At 54.1% G+C, this 19,703-nt stretch carries 20 protein-coding genes; 11 read left to right on the top strand and 9 right to left on the bottom strand.

Translation table 11 applies throughout. The annotated features are described in order from the left end of the window. Nucleotide 1 precedes the first annotated feature (1 nt). Complete coding sequence (locus FDP13_RS02440) at nucleotides 2-1,222, top strand: MFS transporter (RefSeq protein ID WP_143838483.1); 1,221 nt, start codon at nucleotides 2-4, stop codon at nucleotides 1,220-1,222. A gap of 77 nt (nucleotides 1,223-1,299) precedes the next feature. Here FDP13_RS02440 and FDP13_RS02435 read toward each other — a convergent pair whose 3' ends face one another. The 3 genes from FDP13_RS02435 to FDP13_RS02425 form a co-directional block, all read right to left on the bottom strand. Beyond that, nucleotides 1,300-3,063, bottom strand: a complete 1,764-nt coding sequence (locus FDP13_RS02435) for an L-tyrosine/L-tryptophan isonitrile synthase family protein (RefSeq protein WP_143838481.1) — start codon at nucleotides 3,061-3,063, stop codon at nucleotides 1,300-1,302. Nucleotides 3,064-3,378: 315 nt separating this feature from the next. Continuing rightward, complete coding sequence (locus tag FDP13_RS02430) at nucleotides 3,379-4,059, bottom strand: HAD family hydrolase (protein WP_012770804.1); 681 nt, start codon at nucleotides 4,057-4,059, stop codon at nucleotides 3,379-3,381. Between the two features lie 20 nt (nucleotides 4,060-4,079). Beyond that, entirely contained in the window at nucleotides 4,080-5,201 is a 1,122-nt protein-coding gene (locus FDP13_RS02425) for an L-tyrosine/L-tryptophan isonitrile synthase family protein (RefSeq protein WP_234424366.1), read from the bottom strand. An 809-nt stretch (nucleotides 5,202-6,010) separates the two neighbouring features. On the opposite strand from FDP13_RS02425, the gene FDP13_RS21920 reads away from it, so the two are divergent. Next, nucleotides 6,011-6,157, top strand: a complete 147-nt coding sequence (locus FDP13_RS21920) for a hypothetical protein (protein ID WP_255582005.1) — start codon at nucleotides 6,011-6,013, stop codon at nucleotides 6,155-6,157. Between the two features lie 125 nt (nucleotides 6,158-6,282). Here the strand turns inward: FDP13_RS21920 and FDP13_RS02415 are convergent, their stop codons facing one another. Further along, on the bottom strand, nucleotides 6,283-6,861 hold the full coding sequence (locus FDP13_RS02415) for a YbhB/YbcL family Raf kinase inhibitor-like protein (protein ID WP_143838479.1): 579 nt from the start codon (nucleotides 6,859-6,861) through the stop codon (nucleotides 6,283-6,285). Between the two features lie 183 nt (nucleotides 6,862-7,044). On the opposite strand from FDP13_RS02415, the gene FDP13_RS02410 reads away from it, so the two are divergent. Both FDP13_RS02410 and FDP13_RS02405 read left to right on the top strand, forming a co-directional pair. Further along, nucleotides 7,045-7,893 (top strand): helix-turn-helix transcriptional regulator, encoded by an 849-nt coding sequence (locus FDP13_RS02410; protein WP_033576024.1) that lies wholly within the window; start codon nucleotides 7,045-7,047, stop codon nucleotides 7,891-7,893. Nucleotides 7,894-8,011: 118 nt separating this feature from the next. Next, entirely contained in the window at nucleotides 8,012-8,902 is an 891-nt protein-coding gene (locus FDP13_RS02405) for an oxidoreductase (RefSeq protein WP_143838477.1), read from the top strand. 5 nt (nucleotides 8,903-8,907) lie between these two features. Here the strand turns inward: FDP13_RS02405 and FDP13_RS02400 are convergent, their stop codons facing one another. Then, complete coding sequence (locus FDP13_RS02400; RefSeq protein ID WP_234424365.1) at nucleotides 8,908-9,429, bottom strand: TetR/AcrR family transcriptional regulator; 522 nt, start codon at nucleotides 9,427-9,429, stop codon at nucleotides 8,908-8,910. 217 nt (nucleotides 9,430-9,646) lie between these two features. Here FDP13_RS02400 and FDP13_RS02395 point away from each other — a divergent pair, with 217 nt between their 5' ends. The 5 genes from FDP13_RS02395 to mutS all read left to right on the top strand — a co-directional run bounded on the left by FDP13_RS02395 (nucleotide 9,647) and on the right by mutS (nucleotide 15,805). Next, a complete protein-coding gene (locus tag FDP13_RS02395) occupies nucleotides 9,647-10,387 on the top strand; it encodes a 3-oxoacyl-ACP reductase family protein (protein WP_143838473.1) in 741 nt (246 codons plus the stop codon). A gap of 409 nt (nucleotides 10,388-10,796) precedes the next feature. Next, entirely contained in the window at nucleotides 10,797-11,231 is a 435-nt protein-coding gene (locus FDP13_RS02390) for a MarR family winged helix-turn-helix transcriptional regulator (RefSeq protein ID WP_072033791.1), read from the top strand. Nucleotides 11,232-11,261: 30 nt separating this feature from the next. Continuing rightward, the gene (locus FDP13_RS02385; RefSeq protein ID WP_033576028.1) at nucleotides 11,262-11,996 is read left to right on the top strand and encodes an NADPH-dependent F420 reductase; all 735 of its coding nucleotides are present in this window, start codon (nucleotides 11,262-11,264) and stop codon (nucleotides 11,994-11,996) included. Between the two features lie 33 nt (nucleotides 11,997-12,029). Then, a complete protein-coding gene (locus FDP13_RS02380; protein WP_033576029.1) occupies nucleotides 12,030-12,743 on the top strand; it encodes a nitroreductase in 714 nt (237 codons plus the stop codon). A 503-nt stretch (nucleotides 12,744-13,246) separates the two neighbouring features. Further along, on the top strand, nucleotides 13,247-15,805 hold the full coding sequence (gene mutS / locus FDP13_RS02375) for a DNA mismatch repair protein MutS (protein ID WP_033576030.1): 2,559 nt from the start codon (nucleotides 13,247-13,249) through the stop codon (nucleotides 15,803-15,805). Between the two features lie 62 nt (nucleotides 15,806-15,867). Here mutS and FDP13_RS02370 read toward each other — a convergent pair whose 3' ends face one another. After that, complete coding sequence (locus FDP13_RS02370) at nucleotides 15,868-16,482, bottom strand: copper resistance protein NlpE N-terminal domain-containing protein (RefSeq protein ID WP_143838471.1); 615 nt, start codon at nucleotides 16,480-16,482, stop codon at nucleotides 15,868-15,870. Between the two features lie 45 nt (nucleotides 16,483-16,527). Then, nucleotides 16,528-17,076 carry a YaeQ family protein gene (locus tag FDP13_RS02365; protein ID WP_012770816.1) on the bottom strand — a complete coding sequence of 183 codons (549 nt, stop codon included), beginning with the start codon at nucleotides 17,074-17,076 and terminating at the stop codon, nucleotides 16,528-16,530. 238 nt (nucleotides 17,077-17,314) lie between these two features. Here FDP13_RS02365 and FDP13_RS02360 point away from each other — a divergent pair, with 238 nt between their 5' ends. Both FDP13_RS02360 and rof read left to right on the top strand, forming a co-directional pair. Further along, nucleotides 17,315-17,515 (top strand): YaeP family protein, encoded by a 201-nt coding sequence (locus FDP13_RS02360; RefSeq protein ID WP_012770817.1) that lies wholly within the window; start codon nucleotides 17,315-17,317, stop codon nucleotides 17,513-17,515. Beyond that, on the top strand, nucleotides 17,502-17,762 hold the full coding sequence (gene rof, locus FDP13_RS02355) for a Rho-binding antiterminator (protein ID WP_012770818.1): 261 nt from the start codon (nucleotides 17,502-17,504) through the stop codon (nucleotides 17,760-17,762). Before FDP13_RS02360 ends, rof begins: the two co-directional genes overlap by 14 nt. Nucleotides 17,763-17,817: 55 nt before the next feature. Here rof and tilS read toward each other — a convergent pair whose 3' ends face one another. Next, nucleotides 17,818-19,146 (bottom strand): tRNA lysidine(34) synthetase TilS, encoded by a 1,329-nt coding sequence (gene tilS, locus FDP13_RS02350; RefSeq protein WP_143838469.1) that lies wholly within the window; start codon nucleotides 19,144-19,146, stop codon nucleotides 17,818-17,820. Then, entirely contained in the window at nucleotides 19,136-19,525 is a 390-nt protein-coding gene (locus tag FDP13_RS02345) for a VOC family protein (RefSeq protein ID WP_012770820.1), read from the bottom strand. The genes tilS and FDP13_RS02345 overlap by 11 nt, the downstream gene beginning before the upstream one ends. Nucleotides 19,526-19,703 lie beyond the last annotated feature (178 nt).

Here is a 19,703-nt window from a genome sequence, read left to right as displayed (position 1 = left end):
CGTGGAAATCGCATCACCACTTAAAAATCCCACTTTTCTGTGTTTCTGGTTAGGACAAATTGCGTCCTCTTTTGCCTTTCAGATGCTGGTCGTCGGGATTGGCTGGCAAATGTATGAATTGACCAATAGCGCATTGAACCTCGGTCTGGTGGGATTAGCGCAATTCCTGCCGCAACTGGCGCTGACGCTGGTTGCCGGTCATACCGTCGATCAGTACAACCGTCGTGTGATTATCCTCTGCTGCCGCCTGCTGATGGCCACCACCATACTGGTGCTGGTGCTGGGTAACCTCACCCATACCATCAGCGCTGCGATGATTTATGCCTGTTCCGCCGTGCTGGGTGCGACGCGAGCCTTTGAAATGCCGGCGACGCAAGCGCTGCTGCCAAACCTGATAGCGCCCAGTTTGTTGTCTCGCGCCGTGGCGTTGATGGCGTCGGCTCGCGAGGCCACGGTGATTGCCGGCCCGGCGCTCGGCGGCCTGATTTACCTGATAGGCGCCACCACGCTTTACGCCACCAGCGTAGCCTGTTTTCTGGCATCATTTTTGGTGCTGCTGCGGTTAAGATACGAGCACAAGGCGCCGGCCCGCGCGCCAGTCACGCTGGAGAGCTTGTTTGGCGGCATGAATTTTATCCGCCGTAATCCGGTCATTCTCGGCTCGATCTCGCTGGATATGTTCGCCGTGTTGCTCGGCGGCGCCACCGCCTTGTTGCCGATCGTCGCTAAAGATATTCTGCACACCGGCCCGTGGGGACTAGGGTTACTACGCTGTGCGCCCGCGCTCGGTGCCGTGCTGATGTCGATTTACCTGAGCCGCCGCCCGCTCACCCGCAATGTCGGTAAGATCATGTTCTCAGCGGTCGCGGTGTTCGGCGTCGCCACTGTCGCGTTCGGTCTATCCAGCAATCTGTTTCTGTCGTTGTCCGCATTACTGTTGCTGGGCGCATCCGACATGGTCAGCGTTGTCATCCGATCAACGCTGGTGCAACTGGAAACGCCGGACGACATGCGCGGCCGGGTGAGCGCCGCCAACTCCATTTTCATCGGCACTTCCAATCAACTGGGGGAATTTGAATCCGGCGTGACCGCCGCCTGGTTGGGGGTGGTGCCGGCGATCGTCATCGGGGGACTCGGCACGCTGCTGGTGGTGGCGCTGTGGATGAAATATTTCCCGACGTTGACCCAACGCCAGACGCTGGAAGCGGGAGAAAACACGTAGAACCTGCCGATTAGATAACCGGGCGGATAGATAACGGGGCGGAGCCGCCCCGTGTTATTGCCGTCATGCCGCAGCGATTAAAACACCTGCACCCGCCACAGTTCGCGGCCACGCGAGGCCTCGGTCATCGGCAGCCGGCCGTGCAGCGTCTGCCAGTTATCAAGGATCAGCAGATCGCCCTGCTCCCAGTCATGCGCAATCATACAACGTTCATCGTATACCAGCCGGTCAAGCTCCTCGATGAGAGCCCGGCTCTCCTGTGCGGAGACGCCTTCCACCTCAACCGTGAATTTTTGCAGCTCGGAGTCGCTGCCCTCCTGATAGCGGAACGCCTTCTTACCGGTTTTCGGGTGCGCATACACCAGCGGATAAGTGCGGGGCTTGCCGCCGAAATAGGTCATCGGCGTGTTATAGGTAATGTGGACGTCTTCCCACTTTTTCACCACGTCCGGGCCAACCATCTCCATCACGATGCGACCGTCCACCACCGTGGTGTTGCCTTCACCTTTTTTCGGCGGATTCTTGCAGTACAGCATAAAGCGCTCCGCGGTAAACCAGGGGTTGCCGCCGACCTGCTCGTGATCCAGCCGAATCATGCTCAGGTCCCAATGTATCGGCGTTTTTTCCAGCGAGTGCACGAATCCGCTCGGTTTATCCTCCGGTTTAACCACATGCACCGCACCGAATTGCCACTGGAAAATTTCGCCGAACGGCTGGCAGAACGCTTCCAACTGCTCGCTGCGCTCAAACTGCACGCCCTTGATACACACGAAGCCAAACTGAGCGGACAGGAAAGCCAGAAACGCCGGCGACAGCGCCTTAACGCCTAATCCGTGCGGATCGTCAATCTTCAGGCCGAACAACGGTTGTTTCAGCAGCTCATAGTCGAACTTTCCGGCACCGGCGTCATCGGCTTCCACATACACCCACGGCCGCCCCTGATAAGTCACCAACACATGGCGGTCTTTATCAATACTGGCGTGCCCCTGCAGCGAAACGTTTCCTGACGCGGCCAGAACCGGCACGCTGTGCCACGGTTGACGCACAATGGTGAGACCATCGGTAAAACCAAAGGTGAATTTCGGGCCGTCATTATCATACTGATGGACCGACAGGCGTACGGTATCGGGAAATGCCCGCTCAACCAACGCACTCAACGCCTGACCGCGGTACATCATCTGATAGGCTTTTTCCGCCACACTGTTCAGGTAATCTTCATTGGACTGTTGGGGTTGCCGGTTCAGTCGCACATCGTTATACAAATAACTGCAAATTTTATCGTGCGTCGCCGCCAGTTCGGCGTTATTTCTGACTCGCTTGATAAAATCGGCAATGCCTTTGTAAGGTAATCCGGCTGATTTAATCAACGCTTTTCGGGTTTCATCGTCCGAACGCGCTTCCGGGAAAAAATCCCCGAGTTCTTTCCATTCAATATAGGGCGATTGAATCAACTCGCGTAATTGGCGGTTATAAGCTTTACGCGTTTCATCCGGAACGTCGACAATATCATTAAAGGTGGTGCCATCGCTCAGAATAGTCACCTGACAGCCGGGTTCATATAAAGACTGAATCGCTTTCGCCAACGACTCCAGACGATTAATAGAAATCACATCGCCATAATCCGGTAACGTGCCAAACGACTTATCGACGACATTGGGCGATTTGCAAGGGAAGCCAGGCAGGACGAATCTGACAGGCGTGGCGGCTTGCAGGAAGGCACCGATTTGTTTTTCCAGAAACACACGCCCTTCCGGCTCAAAACGATCGTTGTGAGCCTGAACCAGATAGGATTTTACGATATCAGCTATCTTATTAGCCGTCTCTTTAATACTGTCGTGCATAATTCGACTCCATTAATATTGAGTATATTCATTGTTTTCGTTCACAGAAAAACCGTTCACATAGAAAACAATGTATCGAACATTCCTTGCATTCACCTACCCCAACCTGTAAATGGGCACGTTATTTCACACAGAAACGACACCGCCGCCAGTAAAATAAAAACCAGATAAAAGTGTTATTGATAATGCAGTACACCGTCAGCATCATGGTGATAATTAAAATGAATCAGAAGCCAACAGCATTAATGATTTATTTTTCTTGCCGCGTAATATTATGCCGTCTTATTTCACCGTATTTATCCTGCATTCTCAGCATCAGGCAACAGACGCCTGCAACGCTAAATGCAGACACAGATAGGTATTCAGCTCTGCCACGCTGTGGCAAACAGAGCTCGGTTGCCAGGCGGTAGTGCCGTCTGCGTTACCGTATCCCCAGGTCACGTAAGCGACAGCCACGTCGGCATTGTTTGCCGTTTGCACATCGATTGACGTATCCCCCACATACAGACACCGCTCATGCGACGTCTCCAATGTCGTCATCACCTGCCGCAAACCGGTAGTATCAGGCTTGAGCGGCCGATCGGGCCGGGCGCCGTACACCAACTCAAAGGTATCTGGCGGGAACAACGCCTGCAGGATTCGGTTGGATAGCGCGTCATCCTTATTGGTCAATACCGCCAGCCTGACGCCTTGCGCTTTTAACGTCACGACCAGTTCTTTCACCCCGGCATAGCAGACGGTATCGTGCAGACAATGTGCCTGATACAACGCATGGTAGCGTTGCGACAGCGCCGTTGTATCACTGATGCCATGATGTCTGGCGGCAGCGGCCAACATCTTTCCTGACCCGCCGCCAATATGCGCCCTGACAATGAACGCCGGGTCCGGCGTTACGCCGAACTCGCCCAGCGTCTGATGCAATGCAAATGCAATACCGGGCAAGGTATCGACCAGCGTACCGTCCAGATCGAAAATCACGGCTTTATTTACCGACATAATCACTCCATACCGACAAGTTACTTCACATTGAGTTGGGTGCTGATGTAATGAAAAGGACGGCCTGATTTGAAAATCAGGTGGTGATGGCGTTCATCCACATTGCTGCGCTTTTCCAAATAGATGTCGGCTCCCCGTTTCACCGCCACCGAGTGCCACGGCGTCCGCCAGCGATCCCTGACCGGAGCCAGCTTGATACCAATTTTTTTAGAAATCCGGAATTGCGGATGAATCGACAAACGCACAGCTTGTGGGAATTTCTCTTCCAGATGCTGACTCCAGGCTTCGCTACGCTGAATAACGCGATAAGCCGCCACTCGGGCTACTTTCTGGATTTGTGCATTACTCACGCCGGCAAACTCCTCCATACCGCCGTAATCCTCACACAAAAAGCGTGTTACGCCTTTATACATGGAGGCGGCTTCCGGTTCTTCTTTCACCCGTTTTTTCAGCGTCAATAATGACGTGCCATACTGAATCATCAATTCTTCCCGCATGGAATCGAGATCCTTGATTTCCCGATACGTCTCAATCAGGTCATACATAAAAAACATGCCTGGATATTTCTTCATGCAATAATCGCTGATCATATCCGTATAATCCTTTACCTGATGATCCGGAATACGGACGACATCGGAAAAGACATAACCGTCAGAACAAATACCAATGACTGCCCCAGGTTGATAAACGCTGCGAATGTCCTGACATAATTCATGCAAATTATCCAACGCATACAATTCTGCATAATCAGGTAGATGGCTGAGGGTTTTTTTGCGATTCGGCGACTTTCCCGGAAACGCGGGAAGAACCATGACGATGGGTTCCTGGCGGCTGACGGCGTGGATAATATTATCGAGATGAGGTGCAATTTCATCCTCATGCCGGTAATGTTCCTGACCGTCTTCATCCACCAGACAACGACGTTCAAATATCTTTTCAATAATCGCCAGTGCAATATTTTTATGTTCCGGTTGCATAAGAAAATCATTGGTACTACCCAGCGATATTCTTTTTATCTGAGTATCCATCTGAATAACCTCTATATATTTTTTATATCCGTCATATTTCAGCCGACAGGCGCACAACCGGAAAAGCCCAGACTTTCCAGCTGCATTGTTGGGTATATTCCCGTCATACTTCACGTTGCAGGTGCGTTGGCTTCCCTGCAACTCGAATTATTTTGGGTATAGAACATGCTATCCGAACTTTAATCAAGCCGTTTGATTAAATAAAGCCATCTTTTCTTAAAGACAATGAAACCCAGAAAAAACACTGAGTCAATGGGGAATATCGCCGTGAGCTTAAGTCGATACTTTCATGCCGTCAATAGAACTTATTGAATATGATAATCACCTTTTTTGAATAACAAGAAATTCTCTCTGAAATTATTTACCTGTGAAACTCTAATAAATAAAATCAATAAGATTTAAATATATTCATCCATCTTTAAAATGGATGACCTCAATCAGCCTTCATGCCATTCTTAATGAGGAAATAATAAGAAATAAATTTCCACCCTGTATCTTCCTTCGCATGTTCACCCTAAATAATTCGAGTTGCAGGGCAACACGCTCGCATGTTGAACAACGTACCGGTAATGTGAAGTATGACGGGTATAGAGGTATTGAGGCGCACTTGTCCTGAATCCTTTCACCACAAAACAACATTGATGCCTATTCGCCAGAGAAAAAGCACTTATCATCACCTGCTCAACATTTATCTGTTTAACGCGCTTATCGTCATTTTCATTTCCGATTAATTACCTTATTTACCCATCAATCATCACCAGTATAGTTATGTACTACGATAATTTTTTATTTATAAATACAACCATGATCAGCATAATTTTTTAAATATGTCACTTCACGAAAGTTGATTATTCTTGGTGAATTTAATATTTCATCATCACATATTTGTAACAATATGTTTACTGACGTTTTCACACCCACGGATGGTGGACGGGTCATATCGTGGTGCGCCTGTACCAACACACGGGAAAGTCAGCGGCCGTGAATCAGCATCAGACATCACCGTTTTCGACAGTTCCGGTCTGGCGATTCAGGGTCTGTATATAGCGAAAGCCGTGATTAACGCCTGACGGCATCAACACGTTTGAGGCAGGCACATCGTTACGATAAAACCGGATACCGCCCTATCGGGTATCCGGCTTGATGCAAACGTGACGCCCCACCAAACGGCAAAGCGTCTCTCGCGGCCGGACGATTACTGCGCCGGGCGGCCGTAGTAAGCCGTGAAACTGGCTTTGGCCAGTGTATTCGCGTTAATCATAAAGCCGCCGAGCGCCGGATTAGCATCTTGAGGGACATCCAGCGTTTTGGTTTTCAGCGCATACACGGTGAAAATGTAACGATGCGGTTTGTCGCCCGCCGGCGGGCACCCCCCCCCCCACGCCGCCACCCCATAATCAATGCGGACCTGGCTAGCGCCGGCGGGCAGGCGTTTGCCGCCAATTTCGCCGGCATTAGCCGCAAGGCCCGCTACATTTGCCGGAATATTCACTACCATCCAGTGCCACCAGCCCGAACCGGTCGGCGCATCCGGGTCATAAACGGTGACGGCAAAACTCTGAGTACCTGCCGGCGCGCCGCGCCAGTTCAGCGCCGGGGATTGATTCTGCCCGCTGCAGCCGAAACCATTGAACTCAAAGCTGGCAGGCAACGTGCTATTCGGCGCAATCGTCGGGCTGGAGAGTGTCAGGGTTTGCGCATGTGCCGCAGCCGTCACCATCAAACCGACGAGCAACGGGGCGCAAGAGCGGGTCAAACGTAAACCTGTTTTCATATTCATATTCCTGTGACTCATGGTAGGCTTTGGATTCGTCATTCATTACCTCACCGCGTTTACGGCTTATTGATGACGAAGTCGGAACACAGACTGAACTGTGATGCCAATGGTAGCGCGCCGGTATCGTTCCCGTTGTTCCGGCTCGTTCAACCTCTGTTCCATTTTGACCACGGATACCGGATGACGCTGACCGCTCCCCCCAATCTGCCCACGACGTATTCGCCCGAACCGGTGCCTCGCCATAGCCCGGCCGGTTCGCTGCTTACCCATCAAATTATTGCCCGTAACCAATACGTATTACGCACGGTAGTGATGCACGCCGATCTGATTGGGCTGGTCGTTTCCGGCACCAAACAGTTGCTGGCGCCGCAAGGCCGCAGTGATTTTGCATCCGGCGAGTTATTCATATTGCCGCGCGGCACCCAATGGGATGTTGTCAACGACCCGGCGCCGCAAGGGCGTTATGTCGCGCAAGTTATCAACCTGCAACCCGAGACGATAACGCGCTTTTATCAGTCTTTCGGTCAGTTCGCCGCGCTGGAACCGGTGCGCAGCGCAGCCCGGGTCGCAGAGACCCCGGCAAGCATAAAAACGGCGTTTTTGCGTGCCGCCGATGCATTGAGCGACGCAAACTGTTCGACAACGCTCAGTGAACACCGGGTGTTGGAAGTGTTGCTCTTGCTGGCTGAACACGCCGGTGTGGTCCTGGCGCCGCCGGGAGCATTGAACTGGAGCGAGCGGGTGCGGCGGCTGGTGGCGCAGCGCCCGTATGATCACTGGTCGGCAAGCCGTGTAGCGCAAGCGCTGTCCACAACCGCCAGCACCCTGAACCGCCGACTGGCACAGGAAGGCTGCACCATCACGACCTGTGTGCGGGATACCCGGCTGGAAACGGCAATGGTGTTGTTACAGTCATCCGAACGCCCGGTCGCCGCTATCGCCCTTGACGTCGGTTATGAATCCCACAGCAAATTCACCGCCGCTTTCCGTCGCCGATTCGGCGTTGTGCCATCGGCATTGCGTGGGTAGGATCACGCTTTCATCTGATTAACACGTTCAACCAATATACTGTTACCCATCGGCCCTGTCGGCATCCTCGGTCATCGCTACCGGTTCCGTGATGATCATTGAATCAGGAGAACACAAAATGTCAGACCATCCCACAATGGCGCTTCTGGGGCCGGGTGCTATCGGTACGACCATCGCTGCGGTTCTCCATGAAGTTGGCCGCACGCCACGCCTTTGCGGACGCACCGCGCAACCACAGTTAATTCTGCACCGCGATGACGGTGCAGTTGTGGTGCCGGGCCCGGTATTGAACAATCCGGCGGTTATCAGCCATCCGTTCGATCTGGTGTTTGTCGCGGTGAAAACCACCCAGATTGCTAGCTGCGCCGACTGGCTGGCTACACTGTGTGATGAAAACACCGTCGTGTGTGCACTGCAAAACGGCGTCGAGCAGAAAAAATTGTTGGAACCTTGGGTCAACAGCGCACAGGTGTTGCCTTCGGTAGTCTGGTTTCCGGCACAGCGTGAACCTGACGCTTCCGTCTGGTTGCGCGCCCAACCCCGCCTGACGCTGCCGGATGTGCCGCAGGCAAAATGGGTAGTGGATGCGCTCAGCGGCACTCGCTGCACGGTTGAATTATCATCCGATTTTATCTCGATTGCCTGGCGCAAACTGCTGCAAAATGCCGCCGCGGGGCTGATGGTACTGGCTAATCGTCGGGCCGGGATGTTCTCACGCGGGGATATCTCGGAACTGGCGTTGGCTTATCTACGCGAATGTCTGGCGGTAGCACATGCGGAAGGCGCGGTACTTGATGAGAATGTTCCACAGGAGATTGTTGACGCCTTTCACCATGCCCCCGCGGATTTAGGCACCTCAATTCTCGCCGACCGACAGGCGAACCGCCCGTTGGAATGGGATATCCGCAACGGCGTGATCCAACGTTATGGTCATTCACAGGGTATTCCAACCCCCATCAGCGACGTGCTGGTGCCGCTGCTGGCGGCAGGAAGCGAGGGGCCGGGGTGAAGCCGTCAGGAGGCAGCCGCCTCCCAGTCGCCCCATCCCAGCATCGCGTACCGGGCAACCTTCTCAAGCTCAGCACGGCTGGCGCCATCGCGCGCCTGCAACACCATGCCGCCTTGTACCGCCAGAACATAACGAGCAAGCCCGTTAATATTCACCGAGGCTGCGAGATCCCCCTCGCTGACCGCTTGCGAAAAACGGAGTTCCAGCTTTCGGCGCGCCTGTGCTCGCCCGTCTCGTACTAATTCGCCAAGGGTAGTATTGCCCTCTTCGCCGACAGCCGACAGCGCCAGCATACAACCGAGAGGTTCATCCGGGCCGTACGACCCGGTGAGCGCCGCAGCCGAATCCATAAGATAGGCTTGAACCGCATCACGGGCCGTCCGGGCGCTATCGAACCCCGCCCAAACCCGATCGCTGTAGTGCTCGGCGTAGTAGCAAATCGCTTCGGCATAAAGTTCCTCTTTCGACCCAAACGCAGCATAAAGGCTGGGGCCGCCTATCCCCATCGCGGCGGTGAGATCAGCCATGGAGGTGGCCGAAAACCCCTTGCGCCAAAAAAGGCGCGTGGCTTCTGCCAGCGCGTTTTCACGATCAAACGTACGTGGCCTGCCCTTGGCAGGGCGCGCGGTCGAAGAGCACTTCGGATTGGATTTATTTTGCATCGATCGTTACATAAATAGATTGACTCATACCCATGAGCTGTTTATAACATTTTATATCGATCACTACAAAACAGGAAAAGCGATGACTGAACTTATCGGTAAAAAAGCGTTGGTGACGGGTGCTTCCCGCGGCATCGGCGCAGCGATTGCACTCGAGCTGGCGGAGAAAGGCGCAGACGTGGCAATCACGTACCAAAATTCTGACGCGCGCGCATTGGAGATAGTCCAAACGATTCAGGCAAAGGGCCGGCGTGCATTGGCGATAAAGGCCAACAGCGCAGATGCGCAAGCCGTTACGCACTCGGTACACGAAGCGGCGGATAAGCTGGGTGGTCTCGATATTCTCGTCAACAACGCCGGCATTGCCCGCGCCGGCATGGTGGCGGACATGAGCCTCGCGGATATCAACGATATTCTGAACGTGAATGTTCGAGCCGTTGTTCTCGCATCGCAAGCAGCAATAGCGCATTTGAGCGAAGGCGGTCGAATTATCTCAATCGGTTCAAGCGTCTCAGAACGAGTCTCCATGGCGGGCATAGCAGTCTACGCTATGTCGAAATCCGCCTTGCTGTCTTTCACCCGTGGTCTGGCACGTGAATTGGGGCCTCGCGGCATCACCGTAAACCTGGTACACCCAGGCTCGACGGACACCGACATGAACCCCGCCGACGGCAGCCATGCGGACGCACAGCGTGCATTGATAGCCCTTGGCCAGTATGGCAAGCCCGAAGATATTGCTGCTGCGGTCGCGTTTCTTGCCAGCCCAGCCGCACGGTACATAACCGGAACCGGCATCACGGTAGACGGCGGCGCCAACGCCTGACACCGTTGCATCAACATCCACTTTAAGCGCGTTGGGTCTTCCGGTTTGATCCCATGCGCTTACGCTTTTTTCTGCTCATGATTGAGTGAAAATGTCAGTATCCGACGCTCAGTTTGCTGCGCCCAAACGTTATGGCCTCTCATGTAAACCTGGCAAATTTTGCGTACGGGCAAAAATGCACTCCCTGCATGTGCACCGTGAAACTCGCTGGGCTGACGTGGAAATAGCCTGTTCAGAAGAGTCTTCTCAACATTCACATCGCCAATGCCGGGAGGATGACGTTTAACGGCCGGTGAATTACTCGATTCAGGCCACCGCACAAATTACCTATAGCAGATGTTTTATTCGGCCGGCTAGGCCTGCTATCATTTATCTATTGCACTAGATTATCACTCAACAGACTTTTTCCATGAACAATAAACAGCGCCGGGAAATCGGCACCGAACTGTCCTTTGCGTTATACGGCGCAGCCAACCGAATGAACCGGATGCACAAGATCTTCCTCGATCCGCTCGGGCTGACCTTTCCGCAATACCTTGTGATGCTTGAACTGTTTAACCAGGCACCGCGAACCGTAGGCGAACTGGGCAACAAACTGGGGATGGATACGGGCACCATCACACCACTTCTGAAACGGCTTGAAACCGCCGGCAGGGTACAACGCACACGCGATACGAGCGACGAGCGACGCGTGCTGATAACACTCACCGAGGCAGGTAAGGCGCTTCATGACGAGCTCTGGAGCATTACCGGAAAAATAAAATCGGCCTGTCGGCTTACTGAAGACGAGCTGACGCAGCTTCGCGACACGCTGAACGCGTTTGCCCACCCCGCTTCTGAATAACGACGGCGCATTCTCACAGAAGGAAACCTCATGATTATTAGCATCATTGGCGCAGGCAACATTGGCGCATCACTGGCCAGAAAGCTTTCTGCCAGCGGGCATAGGGTAAAAATCACCAACTCCAGAGGGCCCGACACCATTCGGGACATCGCCAACGACGCCGGCGCCAGGGCGGTTACACACGAGGAAGCCGTCAGTGATGTTGACGTGATTATCCTTGCCATCCCTTTCGGGAAGCACAGTGAACTCGCTACCTTGCTCAGCAAGGCGCCGGCAAATGCGACCGTTATCGATACGTCGAATTACTATCCGTTTCGCGATGGTTCGATTGCCGATGTTGAGCATGGAAAACCTGAAAGCGTCTGGGCCAGCGAGCAAGTCGGCCGGCCGCTCATCAAAGCGTGGAATGCCGTGCTGGCCGCTACCCTGGCAGACAAAGGCCAGCCAGCGGGTGCCGCCGGAAGCATCGCCATCCCGGTTGCCGGCGACGACGAAAAAGCAAAATCCATCACGATGACATTAGTGAGTGAAACGGGGTTTGAACCCGTAGACGCAGGCGCGCTGACCGAATCCTGGCGCCAGCAACCTGGCACGCCGGCGTACTGCACTGAGTTGTCTCCTGCTGAACTAAAAACTGCGTTGCAGGATGCAGATAAAGCCCGCGCGCCAAAAAACAGAGATGCTCTGATGGATGAGTTTATGTCTGCCGGGGAAGCCCTTACCCACGATCACATTGTTGCCCGTAACAGAGCAGTTTCGGCTTAATTCCAAAGAATTAAGCCGCTACAGGAGGTTCAAATGAACAACACGATACTCACCCAACCGCAGTCATCCCTTCATGATGCGCAGTCCTTTAGTAAAACAGTAAGGCTTCGTCGTTCTTACCGGGGTTTTCTTCCCACGCCCGTTCCGCCGGAAATATTGCGCAATGTGTTAGAAGACGCCCAGCGCGCGCCGTCTAACTGCAATACCCAGCCGTGGAATGTACATATCGTTTCAGGCAACAAGCTGACGGAGCTGGCGAAAATACTCAATGAGAAGAATAATGCCGGGGAGTTTACTCCCGATTTTACCTTCGATATGGACCATTTTTATGGCGCATACGGCGAACGTAAAAATGCACAGGGCAAGGCTTATTATGAAGCCATGAATATTGCCCGTGATGACAAAGAGGGACGCCACCGGGCTGTCGCCTATAATTACTCTTTTTTTAACGCCCCGCATGTTGCACTACTCTTCATGCCGACGTTTGGTGACAATGTCCGCGTGGCAGGCGATATCGGCATGTACGGCCAGACTTTTCTGCTGTCTCTTGCTGCGCACGGGCTGGGCGGCATCCCGCAAACTTCTCTCGGATTTTTTGCCGACCCTATACGCGGTTTCCTCGGTATCCCCGATAATTTGAAGCTATTGTTTGGCATCTCCTTTGGTTATCCCGATGAAGCCGCACCGGGTAACCGCATGAGCATGGATCGCGTGGATATCAGCGAATCAGTGACCTTCCATAACTAATCATTAATCGCAATAACGGATATCGCGCCACGTTAACCAGCCCATGCTTATTTCCGTGTAATGGGCTGGTCAACGCGCCATAAAATAGTACGTTTCCCTCCGATTGAACCGCTTGGGGCGATTGCGCATTCGACACCCGATTGACCTGGCCAGTTACGTTCTCCGATATCCCTTGGTTAAAAGCCCCCTTTTCCGCCGCCAGAATAAGACATGGCTAAAAAAGCACCTCGAAAACGGGTCACCCGTCATTATTTGGCTACCACTAAATACCATTGTTTCGAGCGCGCTCGAAGAATACGCCCGCCCCTCTTGTTTTCCTGCCTTAAAGACTCCGTTATCATGCAGCCTGCATACCAATGAAAGCCATGTTGGTCGAACATTCCTCCGCTTCCGGGGGGATAACCAGACCGGCCCGCAGTAAAGCACAGGATTTCATGAGAGCTAATGAGCATCGCCAGCATCATTAACTCATTAAAATTTAAGAAGATGGACATCACAACGCGATGAGTACACCAGAGAGTTTAGACGCCCACACCCCCATGATGCAGCAGTACCTGAAGCTAAAAGCCCAGCATCCCGATATTTTGCTGTTTTACCGTATGGGCGACTTCTATGAGCTGTTTTATGACGATGCCCGGCGTGCGTCGCAATTACTGGATATCTCGCTCACCAAACGCGGCGCTTCCGCCGGCGAACCGATTCCGATGGCCGGTGTCCCTCATCATGCAGTAGAAAACTATCTGGCCAGACTGGTGCAGTTGGGTGAATCGGTCGCGATTTGCGAACAGATTGGCGACCCGGCCACCAGCAAGGGGCCGGTAGACCGCAAAGTTGTCCGCATCGTCACCCCCGGCACCATCAGTGATGAAGCGCTGTTACAGGAAAAGCAGGATAACCTGCTGGCGGCCATCTGGCAGGAAAACCGGGGATTTGGGTACGCTACGCTGGATATCAGCTCCGGTCGCTTCCGGCTGGTGGAGCCGGTTGATAGAGAAACCATGGCGGCCGAGTTGCAGCGCACCAATCCGGCGGAACTGCTTTATCCGGAAACCTTCGAGGCGATGCCCTTGATTGAGCACCGCCACGGGTTGCGTCGCCGTCCGTTGTGGGAATTCGAGCTTGATACCGCTCGCCAGCAGTTAAACCTGCAATTCGGCACCCGCGACCTGACCGGTTTCGGTGTCGAGCAGGCCCGGCTGGGGTTACGTGCGGCCGGTTGCCTGTTGCAGTACGCCAAAGATACCCAGCGCACATCGCTGCCGCATATCCGCGGCATCACCATGGAACGCCAGCAAGACGGCATCATTATGGATGCGGCGACCCGCCGTAATCTGGAACTGACGCAGAACCTGTCTGGTGGCGTCGACAACACACTGGCTTCCGTACTGGATCGTACCGTCACGCCAATGGGCAGCCGTATGCTCAAGCGTTGGCTACACACCCCCATTCGAGACACTCAGGCGCTGCTGCTGCGTCAACAGGCCATCGGCGCACTGCAGGATATTGCCGCCGAGCTGCAACCGTTTTTGCGTCAGGTCGGCGATCTGGAGCGTATTCTGGCGCGTCTGGCGTTACGTTCCGCACGCCCACGTGATTTGGCCAGAATGCGTCACGCGTTTCAGCAACTGCCGGATATCCACACCCTGCTGGAAACAGTCAACGCCGACGCGGTACAACAGTTGCGCGCGCAGGTCGGCCATTTCGATGAACTGCGCGACCTGCTGGAACGCGCGGTGGTGGAAGCGCCGCCGGTGCTGGTGCGCGATGGCGGCGTTATCGCCGGCGGCTACAACGACGAGCTGGATGAGTGGCGTATGCTGGCCGACGGCGCCAGCGACTATCTGGAAAAGCTGGAAATCCGTGAACGTGACCGACTCGGCATCGATACCCTGAAAGTCGGCTTCAACGGTGTGCACGGTTACTATATTCAGGTTAGCCGTGGGCAAAGCCACATGGTGCCGATGAACTATGTCCGCCGCCAAACGCTCAAAAACGCCGAGCGTTACATCATTCCCGAACTGAAAGAATACGAAGATAAAGTACTGACCTCAAAAGGCAAAGCGTTAGCACTGGAAAAAGCGCTGTATGAGGAATTGTTCGACTTGTTACTGCCGCACCTGGCGGAACTCCAGCAAAGCGCCGGCGCACTGGCGGAACTGGATGTGCTCAGCAATCTGGCCGAACGTGCCGACACACTGAATTACGTCTGCCCGACATTGAGCGACAAGCCGGGGATCAAGATCACCGGTGGTCGCCACCCGGTGGTAGAGCAGGTACTGAGCGAGCCGTTTATTGCCAACCCGTTATCACTGTCGCCCCAGCGCCGGCTGTTGATCATCACCGGTCCTAACATGGGCGGTAAAAGCACCTATATGCGGCAAGCGGCATTGATCGTGCTGATGGCGCATATCGGTAGTTACGTCCCGGCCGAACAGGCGGTGATTGGCCCGGTTGACCGAATATTCACTCGCGTCGGGGCCGCCGATGACCTCGCCTCCGGTCGCTCAACCTTCATGGTGGAAATGACGGAAACCGCCAATATTCTGCATAACGCCACTGAACACAGCCTGGTACTGATGGATGAAATCGGGCGCGGCACCTCCACCTATGATGGTTTGTCGCTGGCCTGGGCCTGTGCTGAAGCACTGGCAAACAACATCAAAGCCATGACGCTGTTCGCCACCCACTATTTCGAACTCACCAACCTGCCGGAGAAAATGGAAGGCGTCATCAACATCCATCTCGACGCATTGGAACACGGCGACACGATTGCTTTTATGCATAGCGTGCAGGAAGGCGCAGCCAGCAAGAGTTACGGATTGGCGGTTGCCGCACTGGCCGGCGTACCGAAAGAGGTCATCAAACGGGCCAGACAAAAACTGAGGGAGTTGGAATCGCTGGCCGGTCATGCGTCCGCCAGCCATGTCGATGGTTCGCAGCTTGCGCTGCTCGCGCCAGTCGAGCCGTCACCGGCAATGGAGGCGCTGGAATCTATCGACCCGGATACACTGACGCCGCGTCAGGCGCTGGATTGGCTGTATAAATTAAAAGGTATGCTGTAAGAGTAAGCGCTTTGGGCGGAGAACAGCCGTGTTCTGGTTCTCCGCTCATAGAATACGCCTATTCACCCTGCTACTCGGGACGGCGAGACAGGATAAACGATCACGCGGGAATGTGAGTAATAACTCACGCGAATGGCGGCGCTCCCCGGCGTTGCCGTAATCGAAAACACATACCCATCCGGTTGCACCGTCTCACGCTCAGTTGCCGTGCTCAGCGCTCGCTTACCATGTTCAGAAAGCCAACTGAGGCAGGCAGGCGCAGTACCGCTGTTACCTGGCTTATCTACCGCCAGCAACCGATAACGCGCCGCCGCAGCCATCGGCTGGCCATCATCGCTCAGCGCTTCAAGGTCGTTGTTCAACGGGCGGAAATAGCGCTTCTCACCATGACTATCGGTCAATACCAGACGTTCAGCCGTGCGACTCCAGCGACCGGATTCGGCAACCGTAGTTTTACCTTCCGCCCCGGATGAATAGCTCTCCTGCATCACAAAACTGCCGTCCGTGCTTAAAAAGAGCGATGTATCCATGTCACCACACGCGCCGCAAGGCAGCTTACCGCGATAGTATTGCGCCATCGGGCGTAGTGACTCGTCCTGAACCTGGGAGCGGGAATGGCATCCCATCAGCCCCGATAATAAAACAACAAGCATCACCCCTGTCGCCAGTTTTTTCATCCTTATTCTCCTGCTGTGTTGTGCTGGCCTGCTGTCAGATCATCCTTAACCTTGCGCAATTTGCCAGTTACTGAACGACAATTCCAGATTATTCTGATCGTCAGACAGCCAGATAGTTCCCTCCTGCAACGTCGCCTGTAACGTCATGGTGCGCTTTGCCAGAGCAGCCAGGCTCATCAGTTGTTGATCATCCAAGAAACGCACCGTCAGGTTAGCCAGCGCTCCCGCTTTATCCGCCATGTTTTGCCACCAAACCCGGGCGGCGCGTTCACCATACGCATAAAGTACAACCGACGGCGAAAGGCTACAGGCTTTCTTTAGACGTTTCTCATCCGGCAACCCCAGTTCAATCCAGAGCATCAGTCGGCCGTCGTCGCTATGTTGCCAGATTTCCGGTTCGTCATCCGCGCACAGCCCTTTGGTAAAACGCAATCGATCATCGGCATGACAAATCCACGCCAGCAGCCGCAGCATCATGCGTTGGTCGGTTTCAGAAGGGTGCTGAGCCAGTGTCAGACCGACATCCTGAAAAAAGGCGCGATCCATATCAGCGATATTGACGCTGGCTTTGTAAACCGTTGCTTTTAAGGCCATTCTCTACCCCTTGTGACAGAACCGACAGTCTACCCTAGCTGCGACAGACATCACAGCCGCACGCACGCGTCTGACGGTAACAACTTAATATGCTGTTGCATTATGCTGATAACCTACCGGGGCCTATGCTATAGTCGGGAATAAGAGGAGAGTTTATCTTCGTAGAACTACATTGCAGTCACGATAACCATGAAGGGTGCATGAATCTCTACCGGGGTAAGCTCTAAGGGAGGATATTGTGCAACAATACAGTGAATTAGTACGCCGTCTATACGCGGAGATCGCCAGCGGCGATCTGGGGTTCATACCCGACGCGCTGGGTTGTGTGTTGAAAACCCTGGATGACATCGCGACAAATAGCGAATTACCATCCTCTGTCAGGGAACAGGCGGCCTATGCCGCCGCTAACTTATTGGTGAGCGATTATGTCAATGAGTAATGAATATCAACCCATCAATTGTGATGACTACGATAATCTGGAAGCCACCTGCCAGCAGCATCTGACATTAACGGTCGAATTGCGTAACGGCGAAATCGTGGTCGGCAAAGCCAGCGATATGATCTCTCGAAAAAACATCGAATACCTGGTGATTGACGATGCGGGCCAAAAACGCGAACTTCGACTCGACCACATCCTCAGCTTCAGTCACCCTGAAATAGGCAAAGTTGTGGTCAGCGAACCCTGATAACCCCAACGCCTCTTCGGCATCAGCATTAACGGACAACCCTGGTTGTCCGTTTTTACTCCGGCCTGCACCAGTCGATAAACCACCCGGCGACGCCTTGCGTTACCGCTCCCTCTCGGGTCACGAATCGCCCCACTGCGGTAATCAATTGCCGGTTGTAAAATACCAGCGGCGTGCGCTCACGCAGCCACGGCGGCACGTTCAGCTCCTGCCAGAGTTTTTTAATCGGCCGTCCGTGGGCGCGCCCAACTATCTGCACATGCCCCTGGAAACCAAACCCTACCGTCACGGTTTCATCATGACGTGGTTGCCGAACCCAGGTTCCTTGCGTCGACAACTGCAATTGCCCGAGGTTATCCGGCAAAGCTAAAGGGGCTACCGTCGGTTGCCACGACAACACGTAGTCGGTTACCGGCTGCATCGTCGGGAGCAAATAAAGGTAATGACGAAATCGCCTGATCTGCCATGAACCAAGTTGTAACCGCGGGTTGGCGTCATCGCGACTGAGCGCCACCTCTTGCCATAATCGAACCAGTTGCTCACGAGACGGCATACGAGCACCCTGCTCTGCCAGCCACCGACGCAACAAGGCAAACCGCCGCGTCGCGCTCATCGGCATCAGGGCCTCCACACTCAATGCGCCGTCAGCATTGCGCAATGCCGCCAGCGACTCCGCCAGCAGCTCATCCAACAGCTGTTCCTGCTCAGCACACAATTCCGCACTGCGTGCAACGGTGGATGGAAAATGAGGCCAACGCTGCTTCAACACTGGCAAGACTTGCCGACGCAAAAAATTACGGTCATAACGCTCATCAGTATTACTGTCGTCTTCTACCCAACTCAGTTGATGCAACCGGGCATAAATCTCCAGTTGCTCACGGCTGATGCTTAATAATGGGCGTTGCAGCACCATACCGTTCAACGTTGCGGCCGTCGCCATCGACGCCAGGCCGGCAGGGCCGCTGCCACGCTTGAGCGCCAGCAGAAAAGTTTCGCTCTGATCATCCTGATGCTGGGCCGTCAGCAGCACTTCTCCATCGCACACATGTTGATGCAACACTTTATAACGCGCCGCCCGGGCCGCCGCTTCAATACCGCCGTCACGAGCATCGACCTGCACCGGCACGACATCAAACGGCACCAGCCAGTTCAGACACTGGGTACGACAATGCTCGGCCCACGTATCAGCATTCACACTCAAACCGTGATGCACGTATACCGCTCGTAACGACAGGGCACGAGGCAAACGCAGGCGTGTCATCAGATGCAGTAGCACGGTGGAATCCAGACCGCCGCTGTAAGCCACCAGATAATGCCCGCCGGTAGCGAGCTGTTCGCCAACAGTGGTCAACAGTGTGGAGGTAATATCGGTCTCAGCGTTCATACAATTCGAGCGGTAATCCATCAGGATCAGCGAAAAACGTAAACCGGCGCCCGGTATACTCATCTATGCGTACCGGTTCACAGTTTACGCCCGCCGCATTCAGCGCGGCCACTGCCTGTTCGATATCGTCAACCGCAAACGCCAGATGACGCAACCCACAAGCTTCCGGCCGGCTGACGCGCGCGGGTGGTGCAGGAAATGAAAACAGTTCGATCAGGTAATGACCGTTCAGCGCCAGATCCCCTTTCCAGGAATCACGAGCGGCACGGTAAACCTCTTGTTGCAGCGTAAAACCGAGCACATCGCAGTAGAAACGCTTACTGCGCTCATAATCCGAGGCAATAATCGCGATATGGTGGATATTCAGCAGTGTCAGCATAAGGTTGATTCTCCGAAGAGGCGCACCACCACGCCTGTCGATGCGATGCCATGAGTCGGGAGAAAGGTTTGGGTCAGGTAATTATCGCCGTGAACATCACGCATCGCATAAAACCGTTATCAGCATAACAAAAAGTCCACGATCGTTCCCAATCGCGGACTTTTCTTGCGTAACGCGT

This window comes from Dickeya sp. ws52 (assembly GCF_007210685.1).
Classification (GTDB): domain Bacteria; phylum Pseudomonadota; class Gammaproteobacteria; order Enterobacterales; family Enterobacteriaceae; genus Dickeya; species Dickeya chrysanthemi.
Note: the sequence above shows the minus strand (reverse complement) of the source record. Positions and strands in the feature narration are given on the sequence as shown.

Coding starts and splice junctions, on each gene's coding strand:
- FDP13_RS02435 (WP_143838481.1), bottom strand. CDS start 3,063: ATGCACGACAGTATTAAAGAGACGGCTAATAAGATAGCTGATATCGTA.
- FDP13_RS02430 (WP_012770804.1), bottom strand. CDS start 4,059: ATGTCGGTAAATAAAGCCGTGATTTTCGATCTGGACGGTACGCTGGTC.
- FDP13_RS21920 (WP_255582005.1), top strand. CDS start 6,011: ATGGTGGACGGGTCATATCGTGGTGCGCCTGTACCAACACACGGGAAA.
- FDP13_RS02415 (WP_143838479.1), bottom strand. CDS start 6,861: ATGAAAACAGGTTTACGTTTGACCCGCTCTTGCGCCCCGTTGCTCGTC.
- FDP13_RS02410 (WP_033576024.1), top strand. CDS start 7,045: ATGACGCTGACCGCTCCCCCCAATCTGCCCACGACGTATTCGCCCGAA.
- FDP13_RS02405 (WP_143838477.1), top strand. CDS start 8,012: ATGTCAGACCATCCCACAATGGCGCTTCTGGGGCCGGGTGCTATCGGT.
- FDP13_RS02400 (WP_234424365.1), bottom strand. CDS start 9,429: ATGGCTGATCTCACCGCCGCGATGGGGATAGGCGGCCCCAGCCTTTAT.
- FDP13_RS02395 (WP_143838473.1), top strand. CDS start 9,647: ATGACTGAACTTATCGGTAAAAAAGCGTTGGTGACGGGTGCTTCCCGC.
- FDP13_RS02390 (WP_072033791.1), top strand. CDS start 10,797: ATGAACAATAAACAGCGCCGGGAAATCGGCACCGAACTGTCCTTTGCG.
- FDP13_RS02385 (WP_033576028.1), top strand. CDS start 11,262: ATGATTATTAGCATCATTGGCGCAGGCAACATTGGCGCATCACTGGCC.
- FDP13_RS02380 (WP_033576029.1), top strand. CDS start 12,030: ATGAACAACACGATACTCACCCAACCGCAGTCATCCCTTCATGATGCG.
- mutS (WP_033576030.1), top strand. CDS start 13,247: ATGAGTACACCAGAGAGTTTAGACGCCCACACCCCCATGATGCAGCAG.
- FDP13_RS02370 (WP_143838471.1), bottom strand. CDS start 16,482: ATGAAAAAACTGGCGACAGGGGTGATGCTTGTTGTTTTATTATCGGGG.
- FDP13_RS02365 (WP_012770816.1), bottom strand. CDS start 17,076: ATGGCCTTAAAAGCAACGGTTTACAAAGCCAGCGTCAATATCGCTGAT.
- rof (WP_012770818.1), top strand. CDS start 17,502: ATGTCAATGAGTAATGAATATCAACCCATCAATTGTGATGACTACGAT.
- tilS (WP_143838469.1), bottom strand. CDS start 19,146: ATGAACGCTGAGACCGATATTACCTCCACACTGTTGACCACTGTTGGC.
- FDP13_RS02345 (WP_012770820.1), bottom strand. CDS start 19,525: ATGCTGACACTGCTGAATATCCACCATATCGCGATTATTGCCTCGGAT.